The 20,999-nt window shown below is 68.9% G+C and carries 21 protein-coding genes, 1 tRNA gene and 1 riboswitch; of the genes, 13 read left to right on the forward strand and 9 right to left on the reverse strand.

The window, feature by feature from the left end; all coding sequences use genetic code 11:
• Positions 1-28 precede the first annotated feature (28 nt).
• From F1642_RS00305 to F1642_RS00315, 3 genes are read right to left on the reverse strand one after another with little or no spacing between them, the layout of a single operon-like run.
• Positions 29-292 (reverse strand): DUF6525 family protein, encoded by a 264-nt coding sequence (locus F1642_RS00305; RefSeq protein ID WP_194885452.1) that lies wholly within the window; start codon positions 290-292, stop codon positions 29-31.
• Positions 292-924: a DUF1826 domain-containing protein gene (locus F1642_RS00310; protein ID WP_194885159.1), complete on the reverse strand. Its 633-nt coding sequence runs from the start codon at positions 922-924 to the stop codon at positions 292-294. Before F1642_RS00310 ends, F1642_RS00305 begins: the two co-directional genes overlap by 1 nt.
• Entirely contained in the window at positions 921-2,138 is a 1,218-nt protein-coding gene (locus F1642_RS00315) for a GTP-binding protein (protein WP_194885160.1), read from the reverse strand. The genes F1642_RS00310 and F1642_RS00315 overlap by 4 nt, the downstream gene beginning before the upstream one ends.
• Before the next feature lie 121 nt (positions 2,139-2,259).
• Here F1642_RS00315 and F1642_RS00320 point away from each other — a divergent pair, with 121 nt between their 5' ends.
• The 11 genes from F1642_RS00320 (at position 2,260) to F1642_RS00370 (ending at position 14,127) form a co-directional block, all read left to right on the forward strand.
• Positions 2,260-4,125: an ABC-F family ATP-binding cassette domain-containing protein gene (locus F1642_RS00320; protein ID WP_046000362.1), complete on the forward strand. Its 1,866-nt coding sequence runs from the start codon at positions 2,260-2,262 to the stop codon at positions 4,123-4,125.
• Between the two features lie 127 nt (positions 4,126-4,252).
• Positions 4,253-4,993, forward strand: coding sequence for a MipA/OmpV family protein (locus tag F1642_RS00325; RefSeq protein ID WP_194885161.1), 741 nt, complete (start codon positions 4,253-4,255; stop codon positions 4,991-4,993).
• Between the two features lie 177 nt (positions 4,994-5,170).
• Entirely contained in the window at positions 5,171-6,334 is a 1,164-nt protein-coding gene (locus tag F1642_RS00330) for an ABC transporter substrate-binding protein (protein WP_194885162.1), read from the forward strand.
• A 4-nt stretch (positions 6,335-6,338) separates the two neighbouring features.
• Positions 6,339-7,256: a branched-chain amino acid ABC transporter permease gene (locus tag F1642_RS00335; RefSeq protein ID WP_194885163.1), complete on the forward strand. Its 918-nt coding sequence runs from the start codon at positions 6,339-6,341 to the stop codon at positions 7,254-7,256.
• The gene (locus F1642_RS00340) at positions 7,253-8,197 is read left to right on the forward strand and encodes a branched-chain amino acid ABC transporter permease (protein WP_194885164.1); all 945 of its coding nucleotides are present in this window, start codon (positions 7,253-7,255) and stop codon (positions 8,195-8,197) included. The genes F1642_RS00335 and F1642_RS00340 overlap by 4 nt, the downstream gene beginning before the upstream one ends.
• Positions 8,194-8,934, forward strand: coding sequence for an ABC transporter ATP-binding protein (locus F1642_RS00345; protein WP_194885165.1), 741 nt, complete (start codon positions 8,194-8,196; stop codon positions 8,932-8,934). The genes F1642_RS00340 and F1642_RS00345 overlap by 4 nt, the downstream gene beginning before the upstream one ends.
• Positions 8,934-9,620: an ABC transporter ATP-binding protein gene (locus F1642_RS00350; RefSeq protein WP_194885166.1), complete on the forward strand. Its 687-nt coding sequence runs from the start codon at positions 8,934-8,936 to the stop codon at positions 9,618-9,620. Before F1642_RS00345 ends, F1642_RS00350 begins: the two co-directional genes overlap by 1 nt.
• 95 nt (positions 9,621-9,715) lie before the next feature.
• On the forward strand, positions 9,716-10,084 hold the full coding sequence (locus F1642_RS00355) for a hypothetical protein (RefSeq protein WP_157020454.1): 369 nt from the start codon (positions 9,716-9,718) through the stop codon (positions 10,082-10,084).
• A gap of 15 nt (positions 10,085-10,099) precedes the next feature.
• Complete coding sequence (locus F1642_RS00360; RefSeq protein WP_194885167.1) at positions 10,100-12,196, forward strand: M10 family metallopeptidase C-terminal domain-containing protein; 2,097 nt, start codon at positions 10,100-10,102, stop codon at positions 12,194-12,196.
• Positions 12,197-12,272: 76 nt separating this feature from the next.
• On the forward strand, positions 12,273-13,481 hold the full coding sequence (locus F1642_RS00365; protein WP_194885168.1) for a YeeE/YedE family protein: 1,209 nt from the start codon (positions 12,273-12,275) through the stop codon (positions 13,479-13,481).
• Between the two features lies 1 nt (position 13,482).
• Entirely contained in the window at positions 13,483-14,127 is a 645-nt protein-coding gene (locus tag F1642_RS00370) for a ceramidase domain-containing protein (RefSeq protein WP_194885169.1), read from the forward strand.
• A 7-nt stretch (positions 14,128-14,134) separates the two neighbouring features.
• Here the strand turns inward: F1642_RS00370 and F1642_RS00375 are convergent.
• The 4 genes from F1642_RS00375 to F1642_RS00390 form a co-directional block, all read right to left on the reverse strand.
• Positions 14,135-14,211, reverse strand: a tRNA-Arg gene (locus tag F1642_RS00375).
• Positions 14,212-14,263: 52 nt separating this feature from the next.
• Entirely contained in the window at positions 14,264-15,010 is a 747-nt protein-coding gene (gene tpiA, locus F1642_RS00380) for a triose-phosphate isomerase (protein WP_194885170.1), read from the reverse strand.
• A 57-nt stretch (positions 15,011-15,067) separates the two neighbouring features.
• Positions 15,068-15,439, reverse strand: a complete 372-nt coding sequence (locus F1642_RS00385; protein ID WP_194885171.1) for an iron-sulfur cluster assembly accessory protein — start codon at positions 15,437-15,439, stop codon at positions 15,068-15,070.
• 76 nt (positions 15,440-15,515) lie between these two features.
• Positions 15,516-15,872: an SUF system Fe-S cluster assembly protein gene (locus F1642_RS00390; protein WP_045981535.1), complete on the reverse strand. Its 357-nt coding sequence runs from the start codon at positions 15,870-15,872 to the stop codon at positions 15,516-15,518.
• Between the two features lie 127 nt (positions 15,873-15,999).
• Between F1642_RS00390 and tgt the strand changes: the two genes are divergently transcribed.
• Together tgt and F1642_RS00400 are read left to right on the forward strand one after the other, a co-directional pair.
• Positions 16,000-17,130 (forward strand): tRNA guanosine(34) transglycosylase Tgt, encoded by a 1,131-nt coding sequence (gene tgt / locus F1642_RS00395; RefSeq protein WP_194885172.1) that lies wholly within the window; start codon positions 16,000-16,002, stop codon positions 17,128-17,130.
• Positions 17,131-17,197: 67 nt separating this feature from the next.
• Positions 17,198-17,331: riboswitch (FMN riboswitch) on the forward strand.
• A 72-nt stretch (positions 17,332-17,403) separates the two neighbouring features.
• Positions 17,404-17,874, forward strand: coding sequence for a 6,7-dimethyl-8-ribityllumazine synthase (locus F1642_RS00400; protein ID WP_045981537.1), 471 nt, complete (start codon positions 17,404-17,406; stop codon positions 17,872-17,874).
• On the opposite strand, the gene F1642_RS00405 is transcribed toward F1642_RS00400, so the two are convergent.
• Complete coding sequence (locus F1642_RS00405) at positions 17,856-19,508, reverse strand: glycerol-3-phosphate dehydrogenase/oxidase (RefSeq protein WP_194885173.1); 1,653 nt, start codon at positions 19,506-19,508, stop codon at positions 17,856-17,858. The two genes, F1642_RS00400 and F1642_RS00405, sit on opposite strands and share 19 nt — an antisense overlap.
• A complete protein-coding gene (locus F1642_RS00410) occupies positions 19,505-20,998 on the reverse strand; it encodes an FGGY-family carbohydrate kinase (RefSeq protein WP_194885174.1) in 1,494 nt (497 codons plus the stop codon). The genes F1642_RS00405 and F1642_RS00410 overlap by 4 nt, the downstream gene beginning before the upstream one ends.
• Position 20,999 lies beyond the last annotated feature (1 nt).

A 20,999-nucleotide genomic window follows, 5' to 3' on the forward strand; every position in this document is an offset into this window, starting at 1 on the left:
GCGCGGGCGGTGACAGGATGACTCCGCGTCAAGCGGCCCGTTCGTCGGGAACCTCGCGGGCCAGCGCCCGCGCCTCGGCCCGGTCCAGGGTGGCCAGGATCTGATCGATCGTGGCCCCCCGTGCCCGTTGTCGCTGCCAGATGCGCAGGCAGGATGTAGGCGACCAGGGGAGGGCGGCGCGGCTCAGCCAGGCGCGCAGCGGCGCAGGCAGCGCGTCGAAGGCCGCCATGGGGTCGCGCGTGCGCCGCCGCTGGCGCTGCGCGGTTCGGCCCAGATTGGCACAGCGGCGCATCAGCACGATGCGGCCTCCTCCACCGGATCGACCACCACCAGCAGCCGCGTCTGGCCGGGGATGGCGGGCGGCGACCGGTGCAGGATGCCCGTCGGCTGGATCCCCCAGCTGCGGCCGCGGAACAGGGCGGCGGTGCCCGTGGGCATCTGCCGGATGCGGTCAACCTGGGCCGGACCACTGACGGGACCGAACTGCGTGCCCGCTCCGCGCAGGGTGCAAAGCAGCCGTGCGCGCACTGCATCCAGATGCCATTTCGGACAGGACTGGCCATCCGTGACCTCGACCCGCAGGGTGACCATCAACGCGCCCAGGGAACGCGCCGCGTGCTGCGCCAGCTCGGCGATCTGGTCGATCAGCGCCCTGCGGTGATCGCAATGCGCCAGCGCGGCCGCGTCGCAGGCATGGCGCAGGGCCGTCGCGGCGTCCTGCGGGCGCAGGGTCTGGCGCAGACGCGGCAACCGGTCCGGCGGCAGCGCGTCCAGCCAGGCCTGCCATGCAGGATCGGTGGTCCGCTGCCACAGCGCGACCGCGACGCCGGGCAGCGCCATCGTCCCCAGCACGCGCGGATCGTGGCCGCTGTTCATCGCCGTCGCGGGGGCGGGGGTCGGGCGCAGGGCGACGCGCTGGTTCATGCCGCGACCTCCGTCGCGCGGCGCCAGGCGGGGAAGGGGTCGGGCAGGGCGGTCCAACCTGCCGGGTTGTCGCCCCATTCCTCGCCCAGAAGGCAGGCGTCCAGGCGGGCGCGGATGCGATCCTCGTCTATGCCGGTGCCGATGAAGACAAGCTCCTGCCGCCGGTCGCCGAAGGGGTCGGACCAATGCGCGTCCAGATAGGCGCGCCCCTCGGGGTGGGTCGGCCAGCGGTCGCGCGGGACCGAGGCCCACCACTGCCCCAGGGGCCGGACCGACGACAGCGCCCCCGCCAGAGAGAACTCGGCTACCCAGTCGGGCCGCGTGGCGACCCAGAAATGCCCCTTGGCGCGGATCACGCCGGGCAGGGGGCCGTTCAGCAGCTCGTAGATCTTGCGCGGCTCGAACGGCTGGCGGGCGCGATAGACGAAGCTGGCGACGCCGTATTCCTCGGTCTCGGGGGTGTGGTCGGCATGGCCATACAGCTCCTTGGCCCACATCGGATGGGTATGGGCGCGGTCGAAATCAAACAGGCCGGTGTTCAGGATGTCGCGGGGCGCGACGCGGCTGTGATCCGTCTCGATGATGCGCGCGTCGGCGTTCAGCGCGCGGATGATCTTGCGCGCGGCGTCCACGCGGGCGGGTCCGGCATCGCTGCATTTGTTCAGCACGATCACGTCGGCAAATTCCATCTGGTCGGTCAGCAGATCGACCAGCGTGCGCGCATCGGCGTCGCCCATCACCTCTCCACGGTCGGACAGGAAATCGTGGCTGGAGAAGTCGGCCGTCAGGTTCACCGCATCGACCACCGTCACCATCGTGTCCAGCCGCGCCACGTCGGACAGGCTGGCGCCGCTGTCATCCGCGAACTCGAAGGTGGTGGCGACGGGCAGCGGCTCGCTGATCCCGGTCGATTCGATCAGTAGATAGTCGAACCGCCCCGCCTGGGCCAGGCGGCGCACCTCCAGCAGCAGGTCCTCGCGCAGGGTGCAGCAGATGCAGCCGTTCGACATCTCGACCAGGGTCTCCTGGGTCTGCGACATGCCGCCCTCGGCGCGGACCAGGTCGGCGTCGATGTTCACCTCGGACATGTCGTTGACGATGACGGCGACGCGCAGCCCGTCGCGATTGTTCAGAACGGCGTTCAGCAGGGTCGTCTTGCCGGCGCCCAGAAAGCCGGACAGGACGGTGACGGGCAGGCGGGGATCGTGGGTCATGGCAGGTCCTCGGTGCTGTGGCTGGTCAAATTAGTTATAGTATAACATTACTGATGACAATCCTGCAGCCTGCCTTGCCCGCCCCATTGACGACCCGCCCCCGATGGGCCATGCCGCGCGGATGCTGCACATCGATGACATCTCCTATTCCATCCAGGGCCGCCCGCTGTTCGCCGGCGCCTCGGCATCCGTGCCCGAAGGGCACAAGGTCGGCCTTGTGGGTCCGAACGGCGCGGGCAAGACGACGCTGTTCAAGCTGATCCGCGGCGAACTGGGCCTGGACGGCGGCGCCATCAGCCTGCCGACGCGCGCCCGCATCGGCGGCGTGGCCCAGGAATCGGCCGCGACCGCGTTGTCCGTGCTGGAGACCGTCCTGGAGGCAGACCAGGAACGCACCGCCCTGATGGCGGAATCGCTGACCGCGACGGACGCGCACCGCATCGCGGACATCCAGACCCGCCTGACCGACATCGACGCTTGGTCGGCCGAGGCTCGCGCCGCGACGATCCTGGACGGGCTGGGCTTCGACACCACAGACCAGCAGCGACCGACCAGCGACTTCAGCGGCGGCTGGCGGATGCGCGTGGCGCTGGCGGGGGTGCTGTTCGCGCAGCCCGACCTGCTGCTTCTGGACGAACCGACCAACTATCTGGACCTGGAAGGCGCGCTGTGGCTGGAAACCTATCTGGCCCGCTATCCGCACACGGTCATCATCATCAGCCACGACCGCGGCCTGCTGAACCGCGCCGTCGGCCATATCCTGCATGTCGAGGACAAGAAGCTGACGCTGTATACCGGCGGCTATGACAGCTTCACCCGCATCCGCGCCGAAAAGCGTGCATTGCAGGCCGCCGAGGCCAAGAAGCAGACCGAACGCCGCGCCCATCTGCAAAGCTTCGTCGACCGCTTTGGTGCCAAGGCCAGCAAGGCCCGCCAGGCCCAGGCCCGCGTCAAGGCACTGGCCAAGATGGAGCCGATCACCGCGCCCGAAGAGGCCAAGTTCTTCCGTTTCAGCTTTCCTCAGCCCGAGGAGCTGTCGCCCCCCATCGTCGCGATGGAGGGGGTCAATGTCGGCTATGGCGACCGCACCGTGCTGTCGCGCCTGGGGCTGCGCATCGATCAGGACGACCGCATCGCGCTGCTGGGCCGCAACGGCCAGGGCAAGTCGACGCTGTCCAAGCTGCTGGCCGGGCGCCTGACGCCGATGGCCGGCAAGGTGGTGCAGTCGAACAAGCTGCGCGTCGGCTATTTCGCCCAGCACCAGGTCGACGAGCTGTCGCTGGACGACACGCCGCTGGACCACATCCGCGCCGTGCGCCCGAACGAGGCGCAGGCGCGCCAGCGGGCCCGTTTGGCCGGTTTCGGCCTGATGGAGGCGCAGGTCGAGACCAAGGTCCGCGCCCTGTCCGGCGGCCAGAAGGCGCGCCTGTCGCTGCTGCTAGCCACGATCGACGCGCCGCATCTGCTGATCCTGGACGAACCGACCAACCACCTGGACATCGAAAGCCGCGAGGCCCTGTCCGAGGCGCTGAACGATTACACCGGCGCGGTCGTGTTGGTCAGTCACGACATGCACCTGCTGGGACTGGTCGCGGACCGGCTGTGGTTGGTCAAGGACGGCGCCGTCGCCCCCTACGAGGGCGATCTGGATGATTACCGCAAGTTCCTGCTGTCGGGCGACGCGCCCGCCGAGAAGTCCGGCGAGAAGACCCCCGAGGCGCCAAAGCCCGCCGCCCCCAAGAAGCCGAACCGCGATGCGGTGCTGGCCCTGCGGTCGGACGTGCGCAAGTCCGAGGAGCGGGTCCAGAAGCTGACCGAGATGATGGGCAAGCTGGACGTCAAGCTGGCTGATCCGGGCCTCTACAACGATCCCTACGAGGCCGAGAAATGGGGCAAGAAGCGGGCCGAGGCCGTGCGCGCCCTGGCCTTCGCCGAGGAGCTGTGGATGGCCGCGCTGGAAAAGCTGGACGCGGCCGAAAAGGGCTGACGGCGGGGTGATCATCGCGCTGTTGCGAAAATGCGGCGCATGGCCCAGGATGAGACGCGGACAGGTTGTGCCTTGCGGGGCACGGCCATAGATACCCGGAAAGCCCTTTTTGCGCGGAATCGCCCCCATGAAATATGCCTTGGCCCTTGCCGTCCTGTTCGCCATTCCCGCCCATGCGCAGGATTTCGGGGCTACAGGGGGGCGCACATTCTCGGTCGATCTGGGCGTCGGTGCGGCGCTGCGCCCGGCCTATCCCGGTGCCGAGGATGCCGAGGTCGCGCCGTGGATCATCTGGCGCGACGCGGGCTTCGGTCCGGTCGGCACGGCCCCTGCGCAGGGATTCTCGATCGCGCCGTCCTTCGGCACCGTGGGCAAGCGTGAAAGCAGCGACGACGCGGCCCTGACGGGGCTGGACGACATCGACCGCGCCTATGAGCTGGGCCTGCGGGTCAGCTATGGCGCGGGGCCGGTGACGGCCTATGGCAGCGTGCGCCGCGGGTTCGAGGGCCATGAGGGCATCACCGGAGAGGTCGGCGCGAAGTACCGCACCGAGCTGAGCGACCGCGTGACCCTGTGGTCCGGGGCCGAGGTCGTCTATGGCAATGACGACTTCAACAACACCTATTTCGGCGTGACGCCCGCCGAAAGCGTGACCAGCGGCCTGCCCGCCAGCGCCCCCGGCGGCGGTCTGAACGAGGCCGCGATCACCTTCGAGGCGCGCTATGCCATCAACGACACCACCGCCGTCCTGGGCGAGGTGCGTTACGGCAAGCTGATCGGCGACGCCGGCGATTCGCCGGTCGTCCAGGAAGAATACCAGCCCTCGCTGCGCCTTGGCGTGACGCGTCGGTTCTCCTTCGGCTTCTGATCGCCGCAGGGTCAGGGGATCGGGGTCGCGTGTGGCGCGGCCCCTTTTTCTTGGCCAAATGTTTTAAGCCTGAAATAATTTCTTGACAGGTCGCGCCCGCCTGTTGCGTTCTGGTGTCAAGGCATCCGAACCGGGCCGCGACCAACGCGGTCCCCGCCAACAGGGAAAGACCGCACCATGACCCAGACCCGTTCGCTGATCGCGGCGCTTGCCGCAACGACCGCCCTGGCCGCCCCGGCCATGGCGCAGGACGACACGCTGACCGTGGGCGTGTTGCTGACGCTCTCCGGCCCCGGCGCCGTGTTGGGAGAGATGGCGCGCGACGGCTTCCTGCTGGCCGCAGAGGAGATCGGCGATCTGGGCGGCATCCCCACCCAGATCATCGTGGTCGATGACGAACAAAAACCCGACGTCGCCGCCAACAAGGCCCGCGAACTGGTCGAGCGGAACGGCGCGGACATCGTGGTCGGGCCGATCTTCTCCAACGTCGCGGGCGCCATCGTGCAGCCGGTCACGCAGGGCGGCGGCATCCTGATCAGCCCGAATGCCGGCCCATCGAACCTGGCCGGGGCGGAATGCAACAAGGCCTTCTTCGCGACGTCCTATCAGAACGACCAGATGCACGAGGTGATGGGCGCCCATGCGCAGGCGCAGGGGTTCCAGAACGTCTTCCTGCTGGCCCCGAACTATCAGGCCGGGCAGGATGCGCTGGCGGGCTTCAAGAAAAGCTATACCGGCGGCGTCGCGGGCGAAATCTTCACCCAGATGGGCCAGTTGGACTATTCCGCCGAACTGGCCCAGATCGCCGCGATGCAGCCCGATGCGGTCTTCGCCTTCATGCCGGGCGGCATGGGTGTGAACCTGGTGCGCCAGTATCGCCAGGCGGGGCTGGAGGGCATCCCCTTCCTGTCGGCCTTCACCGTGGACGAGGCGACGCTGCCCGCGCAGGCCGAGGCGGCCCTGGGCTTCTTTGCCGGGTCGAACTGGGCGCCCGATCTGGACACGCCGGAAAACGCCGCCTTCGTCGCGGCCTACGAGGCGAAATACGGCCATGTGCCCGGCGTCTATGCGATGCAGGGCTATGACGCGGCCCGCCTGATCGACGGCGCGCTGCGCGAGGCGGGCGGCACCGATCGTGACGCGCTGATCGCGGCCCTGGAGAAGGCGCCCTTCACCTCGGTCCGCGGCGATTTCAGCTTTGGTCCCAACCACTTCCCGATTCAGGACTTTTACCTCACCACGGTGGTGCAGCGCGAGGACGGCAAGTTCGCCACCTCGGTCGTCGAGAAGATCTTCGACGACTATCAGGACAATTACGCCGCCAACTGCCAGATGAACTGAACCGATGACCAGCCTGTTCCTGCTGCAGCTGCTGAACGGGGTGCAGCTGGGGGTCCTTCTGTTCCTGATCGCCGCCGGGCTGACCCTGGTCTTTGGGATCATGGATTTCGTGAATCTGGCCCATGGCGTGATCTACATGGTCGGCGCCTATCTGGTGGTGATGTTCGCGGGCATGACCGGCAGTTACGGGCTGGGCCTTCTGCTGACGCTTCCCGCGACGCTGGTCATCGGGCTGGTGCTGGAGGCGCTGATCTTTCGCAGGCTCTATGACCGCCCGCATCTGGATCAGGTGCTGGCGACCTTCGGGCTGGTCATGGTGGTGACGGAACTGGTCAAGATCATCTGGGGCCAGTCGCCGCTGTCGATCCTGCCGCCCGATGCGCTGTCGGGGTCGGTGCCGCTGGTGGGTGCGCTGCGCTATCCGGTATTCCGGCTGGTGGTGATCGCGGCGGGGCTGGCGGTCGCGGTGGGGCTGTGGCTGGTCATCACGCGCACCCGCATCGGCATGCGCCTGCGGGCGGGCGCCACCAACCGCGCGATGGTGGGCGCGCTTGGCGTCGATATCGGGCGGCTGTTCACGGTGATCTTCGCCTTTGGTGCGATGCTGGCGGGGTTCGCGGGGGCGATGGTGGCACCCATCCTGTCGGTCGATCCGGGCATGGGGGAAAGCGTGCTGATCCTGGCCTTCGTGGTGATCGTCATCGGCGGCATCGGCTCGGTCAAGGGGGCGTTCGCGGGGGCGCTGCTGGTGGGGATCGTCGACACGTTGGGCCGCAGCTTTGGCCCGATCATCCTGCGCGCGGTGATGGAGCCCTCCGCCGCCGCCCAGACCGGGCGCGTGCTGGCGCCGATGCTGGTCTATGTGCTGATGGCCGCGATCCTGGCTGCCCGGCCGCAGGGCTTGTTCGGAGCGCGCCCATGACCCGCTGGCTGATGCGCCGCCGGGTTGCGGCCTGGGCGATCTTCGGCGGTTTCGCCCTGTTGCCGCTGATCGCGGCGATGACGGGGGACCCCTATCTGGTCGTCGTGGCGACGCGCATTCTGGCCTTTGCCATGGCGGCCTTGGCGCTGGACCTGATCCTGGGCTATGGCGGCATGGTCAGCTTTGGCCATGCGGCCTATCTGGGCATCGGCGCCTATGCGGTGGCGATCCTGTCGCGCGCGGGCATCACCGATCTGGGCGCGCATCTGGGCGTGGCGGTGGTCGCGGGGGCGCTGTTCGCGCTGGTCACCGGGGCGATCAGCCTGCGCACGCGGGGCATCTATTTCATCATGATCACGCTGGCCTTCGCGCAGATGGCCTATTTCTTCTTCGTCTCGCTGTCGGCCTATGGCGGCGATGACGGGGTGACGCTGACGGCGCGGTCGACCGTGCTGGGGCAGGACTGGCTGGCCGATGACCGGGTGCTGTATTACGCCGCGCTGGCGATGCTGCTGGGTCTCTATCTGCTGTGTGTCGCGATCACCGGGTCGCGGTTCGGCCGCGTGCTGACGGGGGCGCGGGAAAACCCGCTGCGGATGCAGGCGGTGGGCTTCACCCCCTTCCGGTTTCAGCTGACGGCCTTCGTCATCTCGGGCGCGATGACGGCCATCGCCGGGGTGATCCTGGCCAATCAGGCCAGCTTCGTCTCGCCCTCCTACATGAACTGGCACCGCTCGGGGGAACTGGTGGTGATGGTCGTCCTGGGCGGCATCGGCAACCTGCTGGGCGCCATCGCCGGGGCCACGCTGGCGCTGCTGCTGGAGGAATGGCTGGCGCTCTTCACCGAACATTGGCGGCTGATCTTCGGCGCGCTCCTGATCCTGGTCGTGCTGTTCTCGCGCGACGGGCTGACGGGGCTTTTCAGGGGGCGCGCAAAATGAGCCTTCTCTCCGTGCGCGGCTTGCGCAAATCCTATGGCGCGCTGAAGGTCACCGACGATCTGGACCTGGAGGTCACCGAGGGCGAGCTGCACGCCATCATCGGCCCGAACGGGGCGGGGAAATCCACGCTGATCGCGCAGCTTTCGGGGCAGGCGGGGTCGGATGCGGGCTCGGTCCGCTTTGCGGGGGCCGAGATGATGGGTCGTCCCATGCCCGCGCGGGTCCGGGCGGGCATGTCGCGCAGCTTCCAGATCACCTCGATCCTGCCGGGCTTCACCGTGCTGGAGAATGTGGCCACCGCCGTGCAGGCCCATGCGGGCAGCAGCTTCCGCTTCTTCGCCCCCGTCGCGCGGGACGACGGCCTGAACGCGCAGGCGCGGGACGCGCTGTCCCGCGTGGGCCTGGCCGACCGCGCCAACACCCGCGCCGGCAGCCTGTCGCATGGAGAGAAGCGTGCGCTGGAGCTGGCCATCGCGCTGGCCACGCGGCCGCGCCTGCTGCTGCTGGACGAGCCCCTGGCCGGGACCAGCGGGGCAGAGGCCGAGCGTCTGGTTCAGGTTATGGCGGGCCTGAAGGGGCAGGTGACGCTGGTGCTGATCGAACATGACATGGACGCGGTCTTTGCGCTGGCCGACCGGGTCAGCGTGCTGGTCTATGGCCGGATCATCGCGACCGGCACGCCCGATCAGGTGCGCGCCGATCCGGCGGTGCGCGCCGCCTATCTGGGGGATGCGTGATGCTGGTCGTCGAGGGGCTGCAGGCCGGTTACGGAGAGGCGCAGGTCCTCCACGACATCCACCTGTCGGTCGGGCAGGGGCAGGTGGTGACCCTGCTGGGCCGCAACGGCATGGGCAAGACGACGACGATCAGCACGATATTCGGCCTGCTGGCGGCACGGGGAGGGCGCGTCAGCATAGACGGGCGCGACGTGACCCGCACCGCACCGCACCGCATCGCGCGCGCGGGCCTGGGCCTGGTTCCCGAGGGGCGGCAGGTCTTTCCGACACTGGACGTGCGCGAGAACCTGATCGCCACCGCGCGCCCCGGACACTGGACCCTGCCGCGCGTCCTCGAGCTGTTCCCGCGCCTGTCCGAACGCATGGGCCACAAGGGCAGTGAGCTGTCGGGCGGCGAGCAGCAGATGCTGGCCATCGGCCGGGCGCTGATGACCAACCCCCGCCTGATCGTGCTGGACGAGGCGACCGAGGGCCTGGCCCCCCTGATCCGGGACGAGATCTGGTCCTGCCTGACGCGCCTGAAGGACCAGGGCGAGGCGATTCTGATCGTGGACAAGAACCTGTCGGCCCTGACCCGCTTTGCCGACCGCCATGTGGTAATCGAGAAGGGACGCACCGTCTGGTCCGGCGACAATGCGCAGCTTTTGAACGATTCCGCTGTGGCAGAACGGCATCTGGGCGTCTGACGGACACACATCTCCCTTTACCGGCGCGGCCTGCGCGACATAATAAGATGCATTGGTCTGCGGCCACTGCCGCCCGTTTTTTTTAGGAATTCATCATGCGTCCGTCCGCGCGAATCGTGACCCTCGGTCTTGCTTTCGCGCCGCTGATGCTGGCCGCCTGCCGCGTCGATGCCGGCGGAGGCGGTGAGGCGCCGACCGTCCAATGCGCCCCGGCCCAAGGTGTGGACATGGTCCAGGCCGATGCCCTGTGCGACGCGCTGCGCGCCCAGGACCCGAAGGGCGGGATGCGCCTGCGCGTCCTGGCCACGGGGCCCACGGCGTTGTCCGCACAGCTGGACCGCGTGACCGACCAGGGCGACCGGCCCGGCCAGCGGATGGATTTCAGCGTCACGGACCGGGACCTGCAGCCCGACGATTTCACCAGCTTTGCCCGCGACCTGCTGCGATACGGGTTGCCCGATTAGGAAAGAGCCGCACGCATGTGCCAGATCTGCGCCAACCTTCGTCCCTATGACAAATCCTGCGCCGGGTCGGAGTTCGCGGGTTCCACCGTCGATCTGCTCAGCGCGACGCTGCGCGAACAGGGCGACGCGCCGGGGGGGCGGGGAACCCCCTATCGCATGGCGCCGGGGGACGTGTTCAACGGCACGGTCGGATTTTCGGGCGACAACGACTGGGTGGCCGTCCGTCTGGAGGCCGGCACGACCTATCGAATCGCCCTGAACGGCGTCAGCCTGTTAGATCCGCTGCTGGAACTGCGCGGCCCCGATGGCCGCGTGGTCGCCGTGAACGACGACGGGGGGGCGGGGCTGGACAGCCTGATCACCATCGCGCCCACGCAGACCGGGACCTATTACGTGAACGCGGGCGCCTATTCCGCGGGCACCGGCAGCTATCAGCTGGTCGTGACCGAGGCGCCCGTGCCCCGGCCCGCCCCGATGGCCGAGCTGGCCACCTATCTGACCGACGGCTTCTGGGCCGATACCGGACAGTCCGCGCGGTCCTTCGACATGTCGCGCGACAACATCATCACCTATGACTTCAGCGGCCTGACGCCGCAGGGCCGGGCGCTGGCGCGCGACGCGATGCAGGCCTGGTCGGCGGTCGCCAACCTGCGCTTCGTTGAACAGCGCGGCGATGCCGACATCACCTTCGACGACAACCAGGACGGGGCCTTTGCCCAGTCGACGATCATGGGCGGGCGCATCCTGCGGTCGTCGATCAACGTCTCCACGGACTGGATCTCGCAGGATGGCGCGCGCATCGGCACCTATTCCTATCAGACCTACGTGCATGAGATCGGCCACGCGCTGGGCCTGGGGCACCAGGGCCCCTATAACGGCAGCGGCAATTTCGCCGATGACGCGTGGTTCGTGAACGACAGCTGGCAGGCCTCTGTGATGTCCTATTTCGGCCAGGACGAGAACCCCAACATCGCCGCCAGCGGCGCCTATCTGGCGTCGCTGATGCCCGCCGATATCATCGCCATCCAGCGCCTGTACGGCGCCGCGGGTGCGGTGTCGCTGACCGCGGGCAACACGGTCTATGGCGTGGGCCATACGCTGGGCAGCAGCTGGCTGGGGCGCGTGTTCTCGGCGCAGGACGGGGGCTCTCACCAGACCGTCCAGAACGCGCGCGGCGTGGCGATGACCATCTATGACGCAGGCGGCCATGACGTTCTGAACTTCTCCAACGATGGACAGGCGCAGCGGGTCGATCTGCGTCCCGGGGCCATGTCGGATATCTATGGCCTGCGCGGCAATCTGCAGATCGCCCAGAACACCGTGATCGAGGGCTATGTCGCGGGATCGGGCAATGACGCGGTCCATGGCAACGCCGCAGGCAACGTCCTGCGCGGCATGGGCGGCCACGATCGGCTGTCGGGCGGATGGGGCAACGACATCCTGCATGGCGGCGCGGGGAACGACACCCTGCTGGGGGATGTCGGTGCGGACCGGCTGTTCGGCGATGCCGGGAACGACGTGCTGACGGACATGCAGGGCGACAATGCGATGGCGGGCGGGACAGGGGACGATCGCCTGACCGCGGGGGCCGGACGCGACAGCCTTTATGGCGACGATGGCGCGGACATCATCCTGGCGGGGGCGGGCGATGATTTGATCCGCGGCGGGGCGGGGTTCGACACGATCCGCGCCGGTGCCGGCCACGATCGGGCCGAGGGCGGCTTGGGCAACGACATCGTCGATGGCGGCTGGGGCAACGACCGCCTGTTCGGCCAGCAGGGCAACGACACGATGGTCGGCGGGCTGGGGGCTGATTCGATGGCGGGCGGACTGGGCGCGGACACGTTCCGGTTCTTCTCTGCCGCCGACAGCAGCCTTGCCGCGCCGGACCTGATCGTCGATTTCGACCCCGATCGGGACGTGATCGACCTGCGGGCGCTGGATGTCGACTATGTCGGACGCGGGCCGCTGGCGGGGGATGCCTCGGTGCGGTGGGACCACGCGAACGGGATGACCCGCGTGCTGGTCGACGTGGACGGCGACCGCCTGCCGGACATGCTGATCCGCCTGAGCGGCAGGCTGCAGCTGGACGCCGACAGCTTCCTGCTGTGAGGCGACCCGCGCGGGGCTTGCAAATTCCCCGCGACCGGGTCCATCTGCCTGCCAACATCGATGACAAGGACCGGCCATGGCATACGCACAGACCCTGACCCCCCGCCCCGGATTGGGCCTTCCCGGAACCGGGGCACTGGTTGTCCTGGCGCTTGGCACCATCGCGCTGGCGCTGACCCAGGGGGCGGCGCAGGGCGCGTTGTTCCTGGTGGGCGGGGCCTTGGGCATGTCGCTGTACCATGCGGCGTTCGGGTTCACCTCCGCGTGGCGGGTGTTCATCCTGGACCGCCGGGGCAGGGGCCTTCGGGTGCAGATGCTGCTGCTGGCCATGGCGGTGGTGCTGTTCTTTCCGGCCCTGGCATCGGGAACGCTGTTCGGGAACGAGGTGCGGGGGCTGGTCTCTCCGGCCGGGCTGGGGGTGATCGCGGGGGCGTTCATCTTCGGCATCGGCATGCAGCTTGGCGGCGGCTGCGCCTCCGGCACGCTGTTCACCGCCGGGGGCGGCAATGCGCGGATGCTGATCACGCTGGTCTTCTTCATCGTGGGGTCGGTGATGGGCACCGTCCATTTCGACTGGTGGGCCAGCCTGCCCGCGCTGGAGCCTGTCGCATTGTGGCAGCCGCTTGGTCCCTGGGGCGGGATCGCGCTGTCTCTGACCATCTTCGGGGCGATCGCGCTGATCACGATGCGGGTCGAACGCAACCGCCACGGCACGCTGGAGCAGCCCCCCGAAAGTGAGCGTCACGGCATGGCACGCTGGCTGCGCGGGCCCTGGCCGCTGGTCGGTGGCGCGGTGGCGCTGGTGGTGCTGAACTTCCTGACGCTGGCGATTTCGGGGCGGCCTTGGGGCATCACCTCGGCCTTTGCGCTGTGGGGGGCCAAGATCGCGCAGGCCATCGGCATCGACCCCACCGCCTGGGGCTACTGGCAGCGCCCCGCCAATGCCGAGGCGCTGCAGTCAAGCGTGTTCTCGGACGTCACCTCGGTCATGGATTTCGGCATCATCGCGGGGGCCATGCTGGCCGCGTCGCTGGCCGGTCGGTTCGCGCCGTCGCTGCGGATCCCGCTGCGGTCGGTGATCGCCGCGGTCGTGGGCGGGCTGATGCTGGGTTACGGCGCGCGCATCGCCTATGGCTGCAACATCGGGGCGTATTTCTCGGGGATCGCGTCGGGCAGCCTGCACGGCTATCTGTGGGCGGTGGCGGCATTCGCGGGCAACATGCTGGGCGTGGCCCTGCGCCCGTGGTTCTTCATGGAACGCCGCACCAGCCGCGCCGACGGCTGAATTGGACTGGCTGGCCCCCGTCGACGCCTATTGCGAACGCACCGGGCCGGAATACTGGTCGGAACCCGTCAATGCGCTGACCAACCTGGCCTTTCTGCTGGCTGCTCTGGTCATGGCGCGGCGCCTGCGGGGACCGGGCATGGCGACGGGGCGCGTGCTGGCCGGGGTGCTGTTCGTCATCGGGCTGGGGTCCTGGCTGTTTCACACCCATGCCAACGGACTGACCGGGCTGATGGACGTCCTGCCGATCCTGACGTTCATCCTGATCTACGTGTTTGCCGCCACACGCGACTATCTGGGCGCCCGGCCTTGGGTCGCGGCGCTGGTGACGGCGGGGTTCATCCCCTATGCGGCGGTCACGGTGCCGCTGTTCGCGCAGGTGCCGGGGCTGGGATCGTCGGCCAGCTATGCCCCGGTGCCGGTGCTGATCCTGGCCTATGCGGTCCTGCTGCGGAACCGCCTGCCGCGCGTGGCGCGGGGCCTGGCGATCGGGGCAGGGCTGCTGACGCTGTCGCTGACCTTTCGCACGCTGGACCAGACCAGCTGCGCCGTGCTGCCCATCGGCACGCATTTCATGTGGCACATCCTGAACGCGACCATGCTGGCATGGATGATCGAGGTCTGGCGGCGGCATCGGATCGGTTAGGGGATCTTGGTGCACCCGAAGGGATTCGAACCCCTGGCCTCTGCCTTCGGAGGGCAGCGCTCTATCCAGCTGAGCTACGGGTGCACGCGCCGCCTGATTACCCGGCGGGGTCAGGCGACGCAATGGTGAAAATCGATCAGGCGGCGTCCAGGGCCGTGATGATCGGGACAAAGTCGGCGGCCTTCAGGCTGGCGCCCCCCACCAGCGCGCCGTTCACATGCGCGATGGCAAAGATCTCGGCCGCATTCGCGGGCTTGACGCTGCCACCGTAGAGCAGCGCCACATCGGCTCCGTCGGACAGGCGCGCGGACAGGTGGTCGCGCATCAGCGCGTGCACCTGGGCGATCTGATCCAGCGTCGGCGTGCGTCCGGTGCCGATCGCCCAGACCGGCTCATAGGCCAGAACGGTGTTGCGGGCATTGGCGCCGTCCGGGACGGACCCGGCCAGTTGCGTGGCGATCACGTCCAGGGTGCGCTCGGCGTCGCGTTCGGCCTCGGTCTCGCCGACGCAGATGATGGCGGTCAGGCCTGCGGCATGGGCGGCCTGCGCCTTGGCGCGCACCATGGCGTCGGTCTCGCCGTGATCGGCGCGGCGTTCGGAATGGCCCAGGATGACGTGCGTCGCGCCCGCGTCGCGCAGCTGCAGGGCGGCGATGTCACCGGTATGGGCGCCCTTGTCGGCATGGTGGCAATCCTGCCCGCCGACCAGCAGGTCGCTGGCGCCGATGCGGGCCATCATCGGGTGGATCAGCAGGGCTGGCGGGCAGATCAGGACGTCGCAGGTCGCACCTTCGGCGGCGGCGGCCATGTCGTCCAGCTGATCCAGCGCGGCCAGATCGCCGTTCATCTTCCAGTTTCCAGCGGCAAGTTTGCGCGGTGCCATGGGGGTCCTCCGTGGGTTCGGGACAGGCTTAGCCAGCGTCCCGCCCCCGCGCAAGGCTCAGCTCTGCGCGCGGCTGCCCTCGATCGGGGCAAAGTTCACCGACTCTCCGCAGCCGCAGCTGTCGGTGACGTTGGGGTTACGGAACCGGAAGCCCTGCTCCAGCAGGCCGGTCTCATAGTCGATCTGGGTGCCGAACAGGAACATCTGCGCCATGGGCGCGATGATGACGCGCGCGCCGTCCAGTTCGACCACTTCTTCGTTCGCGGTGGGGGTCTGGGCCAGCTCCATCGTGTATTCCATGCCCGCGCAGCCGCCCTTCTTCAGCCCGATGCGCAGACCATAGGCGTTCTTGCCCACCATCAGCCGCGCGATCTGGGCGGCGGCGGCGGGGGTGATGGTCACGGGAGGGGTGCCGGGCATGGCGAACATGGCGATATCCTTTCGGGCTTGGCCTCAAGATAGTCATCCGGGGGGCATCGGTTCAAGACCGCCCCCCGGCCGGCGATCACATGAAGCCCAGTTCCAGACGCGCCTCGTCGGACATCATGTCCATGCCCCATTGCGGCTGGAAGGTCATCTCGACATCGACCTGCTTGACGCCCGGCACGGCCTCGACGGCGTCGGCGACCCATCCCGGCATCTCTCCGGCGACAGGGCAGCCCGGCGCGGTCAGGGTCATGATCACCCGCACCTCCGAGGCGTCGTTGATGTCGATCGTGTAGATCAGGCCCAGGTCGTGGATGTTGACCGGGATCTCGGGGTCATAGACGGTCTTGCACGCCTCGACGATGGGCTCGTAGAGGGGATGGTCGGTCGAAGACGGCGCGATCAGGGGCGCGCCTTCCATCAGGGGTTCGGTCATCGGAGCATCCTTCAATTCCGACCGATTATATAGGGCACCGACCGCCCGCGGTCCAGTGGGCGCCCCACATTGCGCCGGGCGGGGGGCGGCGCTACAAGCGCCCGGTTCCAAAGGCTCGGGCGGACTCATGACCACGCGTTTCAACTTTACCCTCCAGGCGACCGACGGTGCGGCGCGCACGGGCGTCATCGACACGCCGCGCGGCCAGATCCGCACCCCGGCCTTCATGCCGGTGGGGACGGCCGCGACGGTCAAGGCGATGCTGCCCGACAGCGTGGCGGCCACGGGCGCGGACATCCTGCTGGGCAACACCTATCACCTGATGCTGCGCCCCGGTGCGGAGCGCGTGGCGCGGATGGGGGGGCTGCACAGGTTCATGAACTGGTCCAAGCCCATCCTGACCGACAGTGGCGGGTTCCAGGTGATGTCGCTGGCGGGCCTGCGCAAGCTGACCGAGAAGGGGGTGACCTTCTCCAGCCACGTCGACGGGTCCAAGCATTTCCTGTCGCCCGAGACCAGCATGGAGATCCAGAAGCTACTGGGCAGCGACATCGTGATGTGTTTCGACGAATGCCCCGCGCTGCCGGCGACCGAGGAGGCGGTGGCGGCCTCCATGCGCCTTTCGATGCGGTGGGCGCAGCGGTCGCGCGACGCCTTTGGCGACCGGCCGGGGCATGCGCTGTTCGGCATCATGCAGGGCGGCGTCACGCGCGAACTGCGCGAGGAGAGCGCCGAGGCGCTGCAGGCCATCGGCTTTGACGGATACGCGGTCGGCGGCCTGGCCGTGGGCGAGGGGCAGGAGGCGATGTTCGGTGTGCTGGACTATGCCCCCGGCTTCCTGCCGGTGGACAAGCCGCGCTATCTGATGGGCGTGGGCAAGCCGGACGACATCGTGGGCGCGGTGCAGCGTGGCATCGACATGATGGATTGCGTCCTGCCCTCGCGGTCGGGGCGGACGGGTCAGGCCTGGACCCCGCGCGGTCAGGTCAACATCAAGAACGCCCGCCACCAGGACGATCCGCGCCCCTTGGACGAGGATTGCACCTGCCCCTGCTGCCGGGGCTATTCGCGGGCCTATCTGCACCATGTCTTCCGCGCCAAGGAGATGATCAGCGGCATGCTGCTGACCTGGCACAACCTGCATTACTATCAGCAGCTTATGGCGGGGCTGCGCGACGCGATCGCGGCGGGACGGCTGGACGCCTTCGTGGCGGAATTCCACGCGCGCCGCGCGGAAGGCGATATCGAACCCGTGTGACGCCGCGACCTTGGACGGAATTTCCCCGTCCGGGCCTTGGCGCGGGCGTGCGGGGGCGTTATCTTGATGGTGTTCTCAGGGCGGGGTGCAATTCCCCACCGGCGGTGACAGCCCGCGAGCGCCCCTTGCCATGGCAGGGGGGTCAGCAGATCCGGTGAAATTCCGGGGCCGACGGTATAGTCCGGATGGAAGAGAACCGCCCCGTGTGCCACCCCGGCGCGCGTGGTGGTATGCCTTGGGGGCCTGACGCAACTTACGGAAGGTTCCTGAAAGATGACCAAATCCCCCCGTATCGCCTTCATCAAGGCGCGCTGGCACGCCGATGTCGTGGACCGCGCGCATGAAGGTTTCCTGACCCAGGCCGCCAGCCTGATGCCCGGTGCACAGATCGAGGCTTGGGACGTGCCCGGCGCCTTCGAGATGCCGCAGCTGGCCAAGAAGCTGGCTCTGACCGGCAAGTATGACGCCGTGGTGGCCGCGGCACTGGTGGTCGATGGTGGCATCTATCGCCATGATTTCGTCGCCGGCGCGGTGGTCAGCGGCCTGATGCAGGCGGGCATGGACACGGGCGTGCCGGTGTTCTCGGTCTCGCTGACGCCGCACAATTACCAGGAGACCGAGCTGCTGACCGGTTTCTATCGCGAGCATTTCGTCAAGAAGGGCGCCGAGGCCGCCCATGCGGTCGCGCAGATGCTGGCCGTCGAGGGGCGTCTGGCCCGTCTGGATCAGGCCGACGCGGCCTGATCCATCCGCAGGCGGTGCCGCGTCAGCAGCATCGCCTGTGTTTCCCTGAATTCGCGGTCGCGCCGCGCGGCGTTCCATTCCAGTGCAGCCGCGCAGATCTCGGCGATGCGCGCCAGGTCGCGGACCGACAGATGGCCGGTGACGGCCAGCGCGGTGCGGCGCATGACCAGATCGGCCAGGGTGCCGACCTGTTCGTTGCGGATGATCCAGTCCAGCTCCTGTTCGCTGTGATCGCTGTCGGCCAGCATGATGGGCGCCGCCCCTTCGGCCGCCAGGATAGCCGCCGCGGTCGTGCCGTAGCGCGCCAGAAGATTGCGCGCGCGGGCGGGCGCGGCCAGGGTGCGCCGGGCCGCATCGTCGCTCCACGCGCCCGCATCGGCCGGGTAATCGCGGCCACCGCCGATGGGCAGCCTGTCGGTGGCGATGCGGCGGGACGCGTTCAGGCGCGCCAGAAGATCGTCGGCGACCTCCTCGGCGAAGCCGCGGAAGGTGGTCCATTTGCCGCCCACCAGCGCGATGATCGGCCATGGCCGCGTGGCGTCGGGGGCGATCTCCGGCGCGGAATGGTCGCGGCTGATCAGGCCGGGATTGGCCGCGTCCGAGGCGGGCAGGGGGCGGATGCCGGAATAGGCATAGACGATCTGGCTGTCGCCGAAGCTGAGCCCCGGCAGCAGGCCGCGCAACGCGTCGAGGAAATAGGCGATCTCGGCGTCGTCGCAGGCCACGTCGTCGGGATCGTCCGCGCGGATGTCGGTGGAGCCGACCAGCGCGCGGTCCAGATAGGGAAAGACCAGGCAGATGCGCCCGTCATCGGCCTCGAAATAGATCATGCGGCCCTTCAGCGCGGCCAGCAGCTCGGGGTGGTCCAGCAGGATATGCGAGCCCTTGGTGCCGCCGATCATCCGCGTGGCCACGCCAAGAGCTGCGTTCACGCGGTCGATCCAGGGACCGGCGGCGTTCACCACGATGCGCGGGCGCAGGGACAGCGCGCCCTGCGGGCCGGAAAGGTGGATCACGTCGCCGTCGGTGCCGGTCAGCGCGGTGTGATTCAGCGCGCGGGCGGCGGGGTTGGCGCGCAGCCCGTCCGCGACCAGCTCCCAGACCAGCCGTTCGGGCAGGGTGACGGCGGCGTCGTAATATTGTCCCGCGGCCTTGATTCGCGGAGTCAAAGGCGGGATCTCGCGCAAGGCACGCGCGCGCGACCACAGCTGATGGCGCGGCATCATCCTGTGGCGGCGGCCATAGAAGTCGTACATCGCCAGCCCCGCCTTCATCAGCACCGCGCCGCGGCTGCGGGGTGCGGTGGTCGACCCCATCAGCGTGCGCAGCGCCGGCCCGATGCCGCGCAGCCAGGAGAAGATCGGGATGACCGTCGGCAGCGGCTTGACCAGATGCGGCGCATTTTTCAGCAGCAGGTTCCGTTCCAGCGTGGATTGCGCGACTAGGCGCAGCTCTCCGGTCTCCAGGTACTTGATGCCGCCATGGATCAGGCGCGAGGGTGCGGCCGAGGTGCCGCCGCCGTAATCGGCCTTGTCCACGATCACCGCGTTGACGCCCTGTTCGCACAGGTCGCGGAACAGGCCCGCGCCGTTGATGCCCGCGCCCAGGATCAGCACGTCGATGTCTTGGGTCATGGGATGTCCTGCAGGGCCTCGATCCGCGGCCACAGCGGGGCCATGGCGGCAGCGATGTCGGTGAAGACCGCGTAGCGGCGCGCCATGTCGGCGGCGCGGACGGGGTCGGGGTGATGGGTGGTGCTGATCGCGCCCATGTCGCGCGGGTCATGGCGCGGCGAGGCGAAGATCCCGACCCCCGCGCCCGCGCAGAGCGCCGCGCCCCAGGCTGCGGCCTCCTCGGTCGCGCTGACGGTCACGGGCATGTCCAGCACATCCGCGAACAGCTGCGCAAAGACCGGCGCGCGGGAAATGCCGCCGGTCAGCCGCGCCGCCCTGGGGGCGAACCCGTCGCGCAGGGCGTCGACATGGTGGCGGTGGTTAAAGGCGATGCCCTCGATCACGGCGCGCAGCATGTCGCCGCGATCCTGCCAGCCGCGTAGGCCGAAAAAGCCCGCGCTGGCCCGCGCCCCGTGCGGCGAGCCGAACAGATAGGGGTGGAACAGCGCGCTGGAGGGGCGGGCCAGGGCGGCCTCGATTTCCGGGATGACGCGCAGATGGGCGGGCTGGTCGCCGCCCTCGCGGCAGAGGCTGTCCAGGAACCAGTCGTAATTCGCGGCGGACGCCGGAGAGATCGACATGGCGTTCCATTCGCCGCGCGCGATGCCGTTGCGGCAGAACCAACGCGGATCGGACAGGGGTCGGTCGGTGACGGTCTCGTTGATGGAATAGGTGCCGGCGACGATGGCGACGCAGCCCTGCCCGTAGCCGTCCGACCCCAGGGCCGATGCGGTCACGTCATGCAGTCCCGCCACGACCGGCGTGCCCGCGGCCAGGCCGGTCAGGGCGGCGGCGTCTGCGGTTACATGGCCCACGACCTGGTCGGGCAGGGCGATCTCGGGCAAGGGCAGGCCCGGCAGGCCGAAGATGCCGGGGATGTCGGGGGCGAAGCCCTGGGTCGCAACATCGGTGAAGGCGGTGCTGGCCTCGGTCAGGTCGGTGCCGATGCGACCGGTCAGGCGATAGGTCAGCCAGTCCTTGCAGGCCAGCACATGGCCGATCGCGGCAAAGCGCGCGGGGTCGTGGTCGCGCAGCCACGCCAGGATCGCCGACGGTGCCGAGGCATGGGGCATCTGCCCCGTCCGCGCCAGCGCGTGCGCGGCGGTCCCATCCGCGCGCCATCCATCCGCGACGCCACCCGCGCGGCTGTCCAGCGATAGGATGCCCGGCCCCAGGGGCGCGCCCGCCCGGTCCAGCAGATACAGCCCGTCGCCATGCGCGGTCGCGGCGACGGCGCCGATGTCGCGGGCCGGGCGGCCGCAGGCGGCGATGGCCTCGGCCACGGCGGCGGCTGTCTGGCGCCACAGGTCCTCCATGTCGCGTTCGACATGGCGGGGCTGGGGCATGACCTGCGCCACGCGGCGGCGCGCGGTGGCCAGGACCCGGCCTGTGGCGTCGAAGATCACCGCCTTGGTGACGGTCAGCCCGTTGTCGATGCCCAGGATCAGCATG

The sequence above is a fragment of the Paracoccus sp. NBH48 genome (assembly GCF_015390265.1).
GTDB lineage: Bacteria > Pseudomonadota > Alphaproteobacteria > Rhodobacterales > Rhodobacteraceae > Paracoccus > Paracoccus marcusii.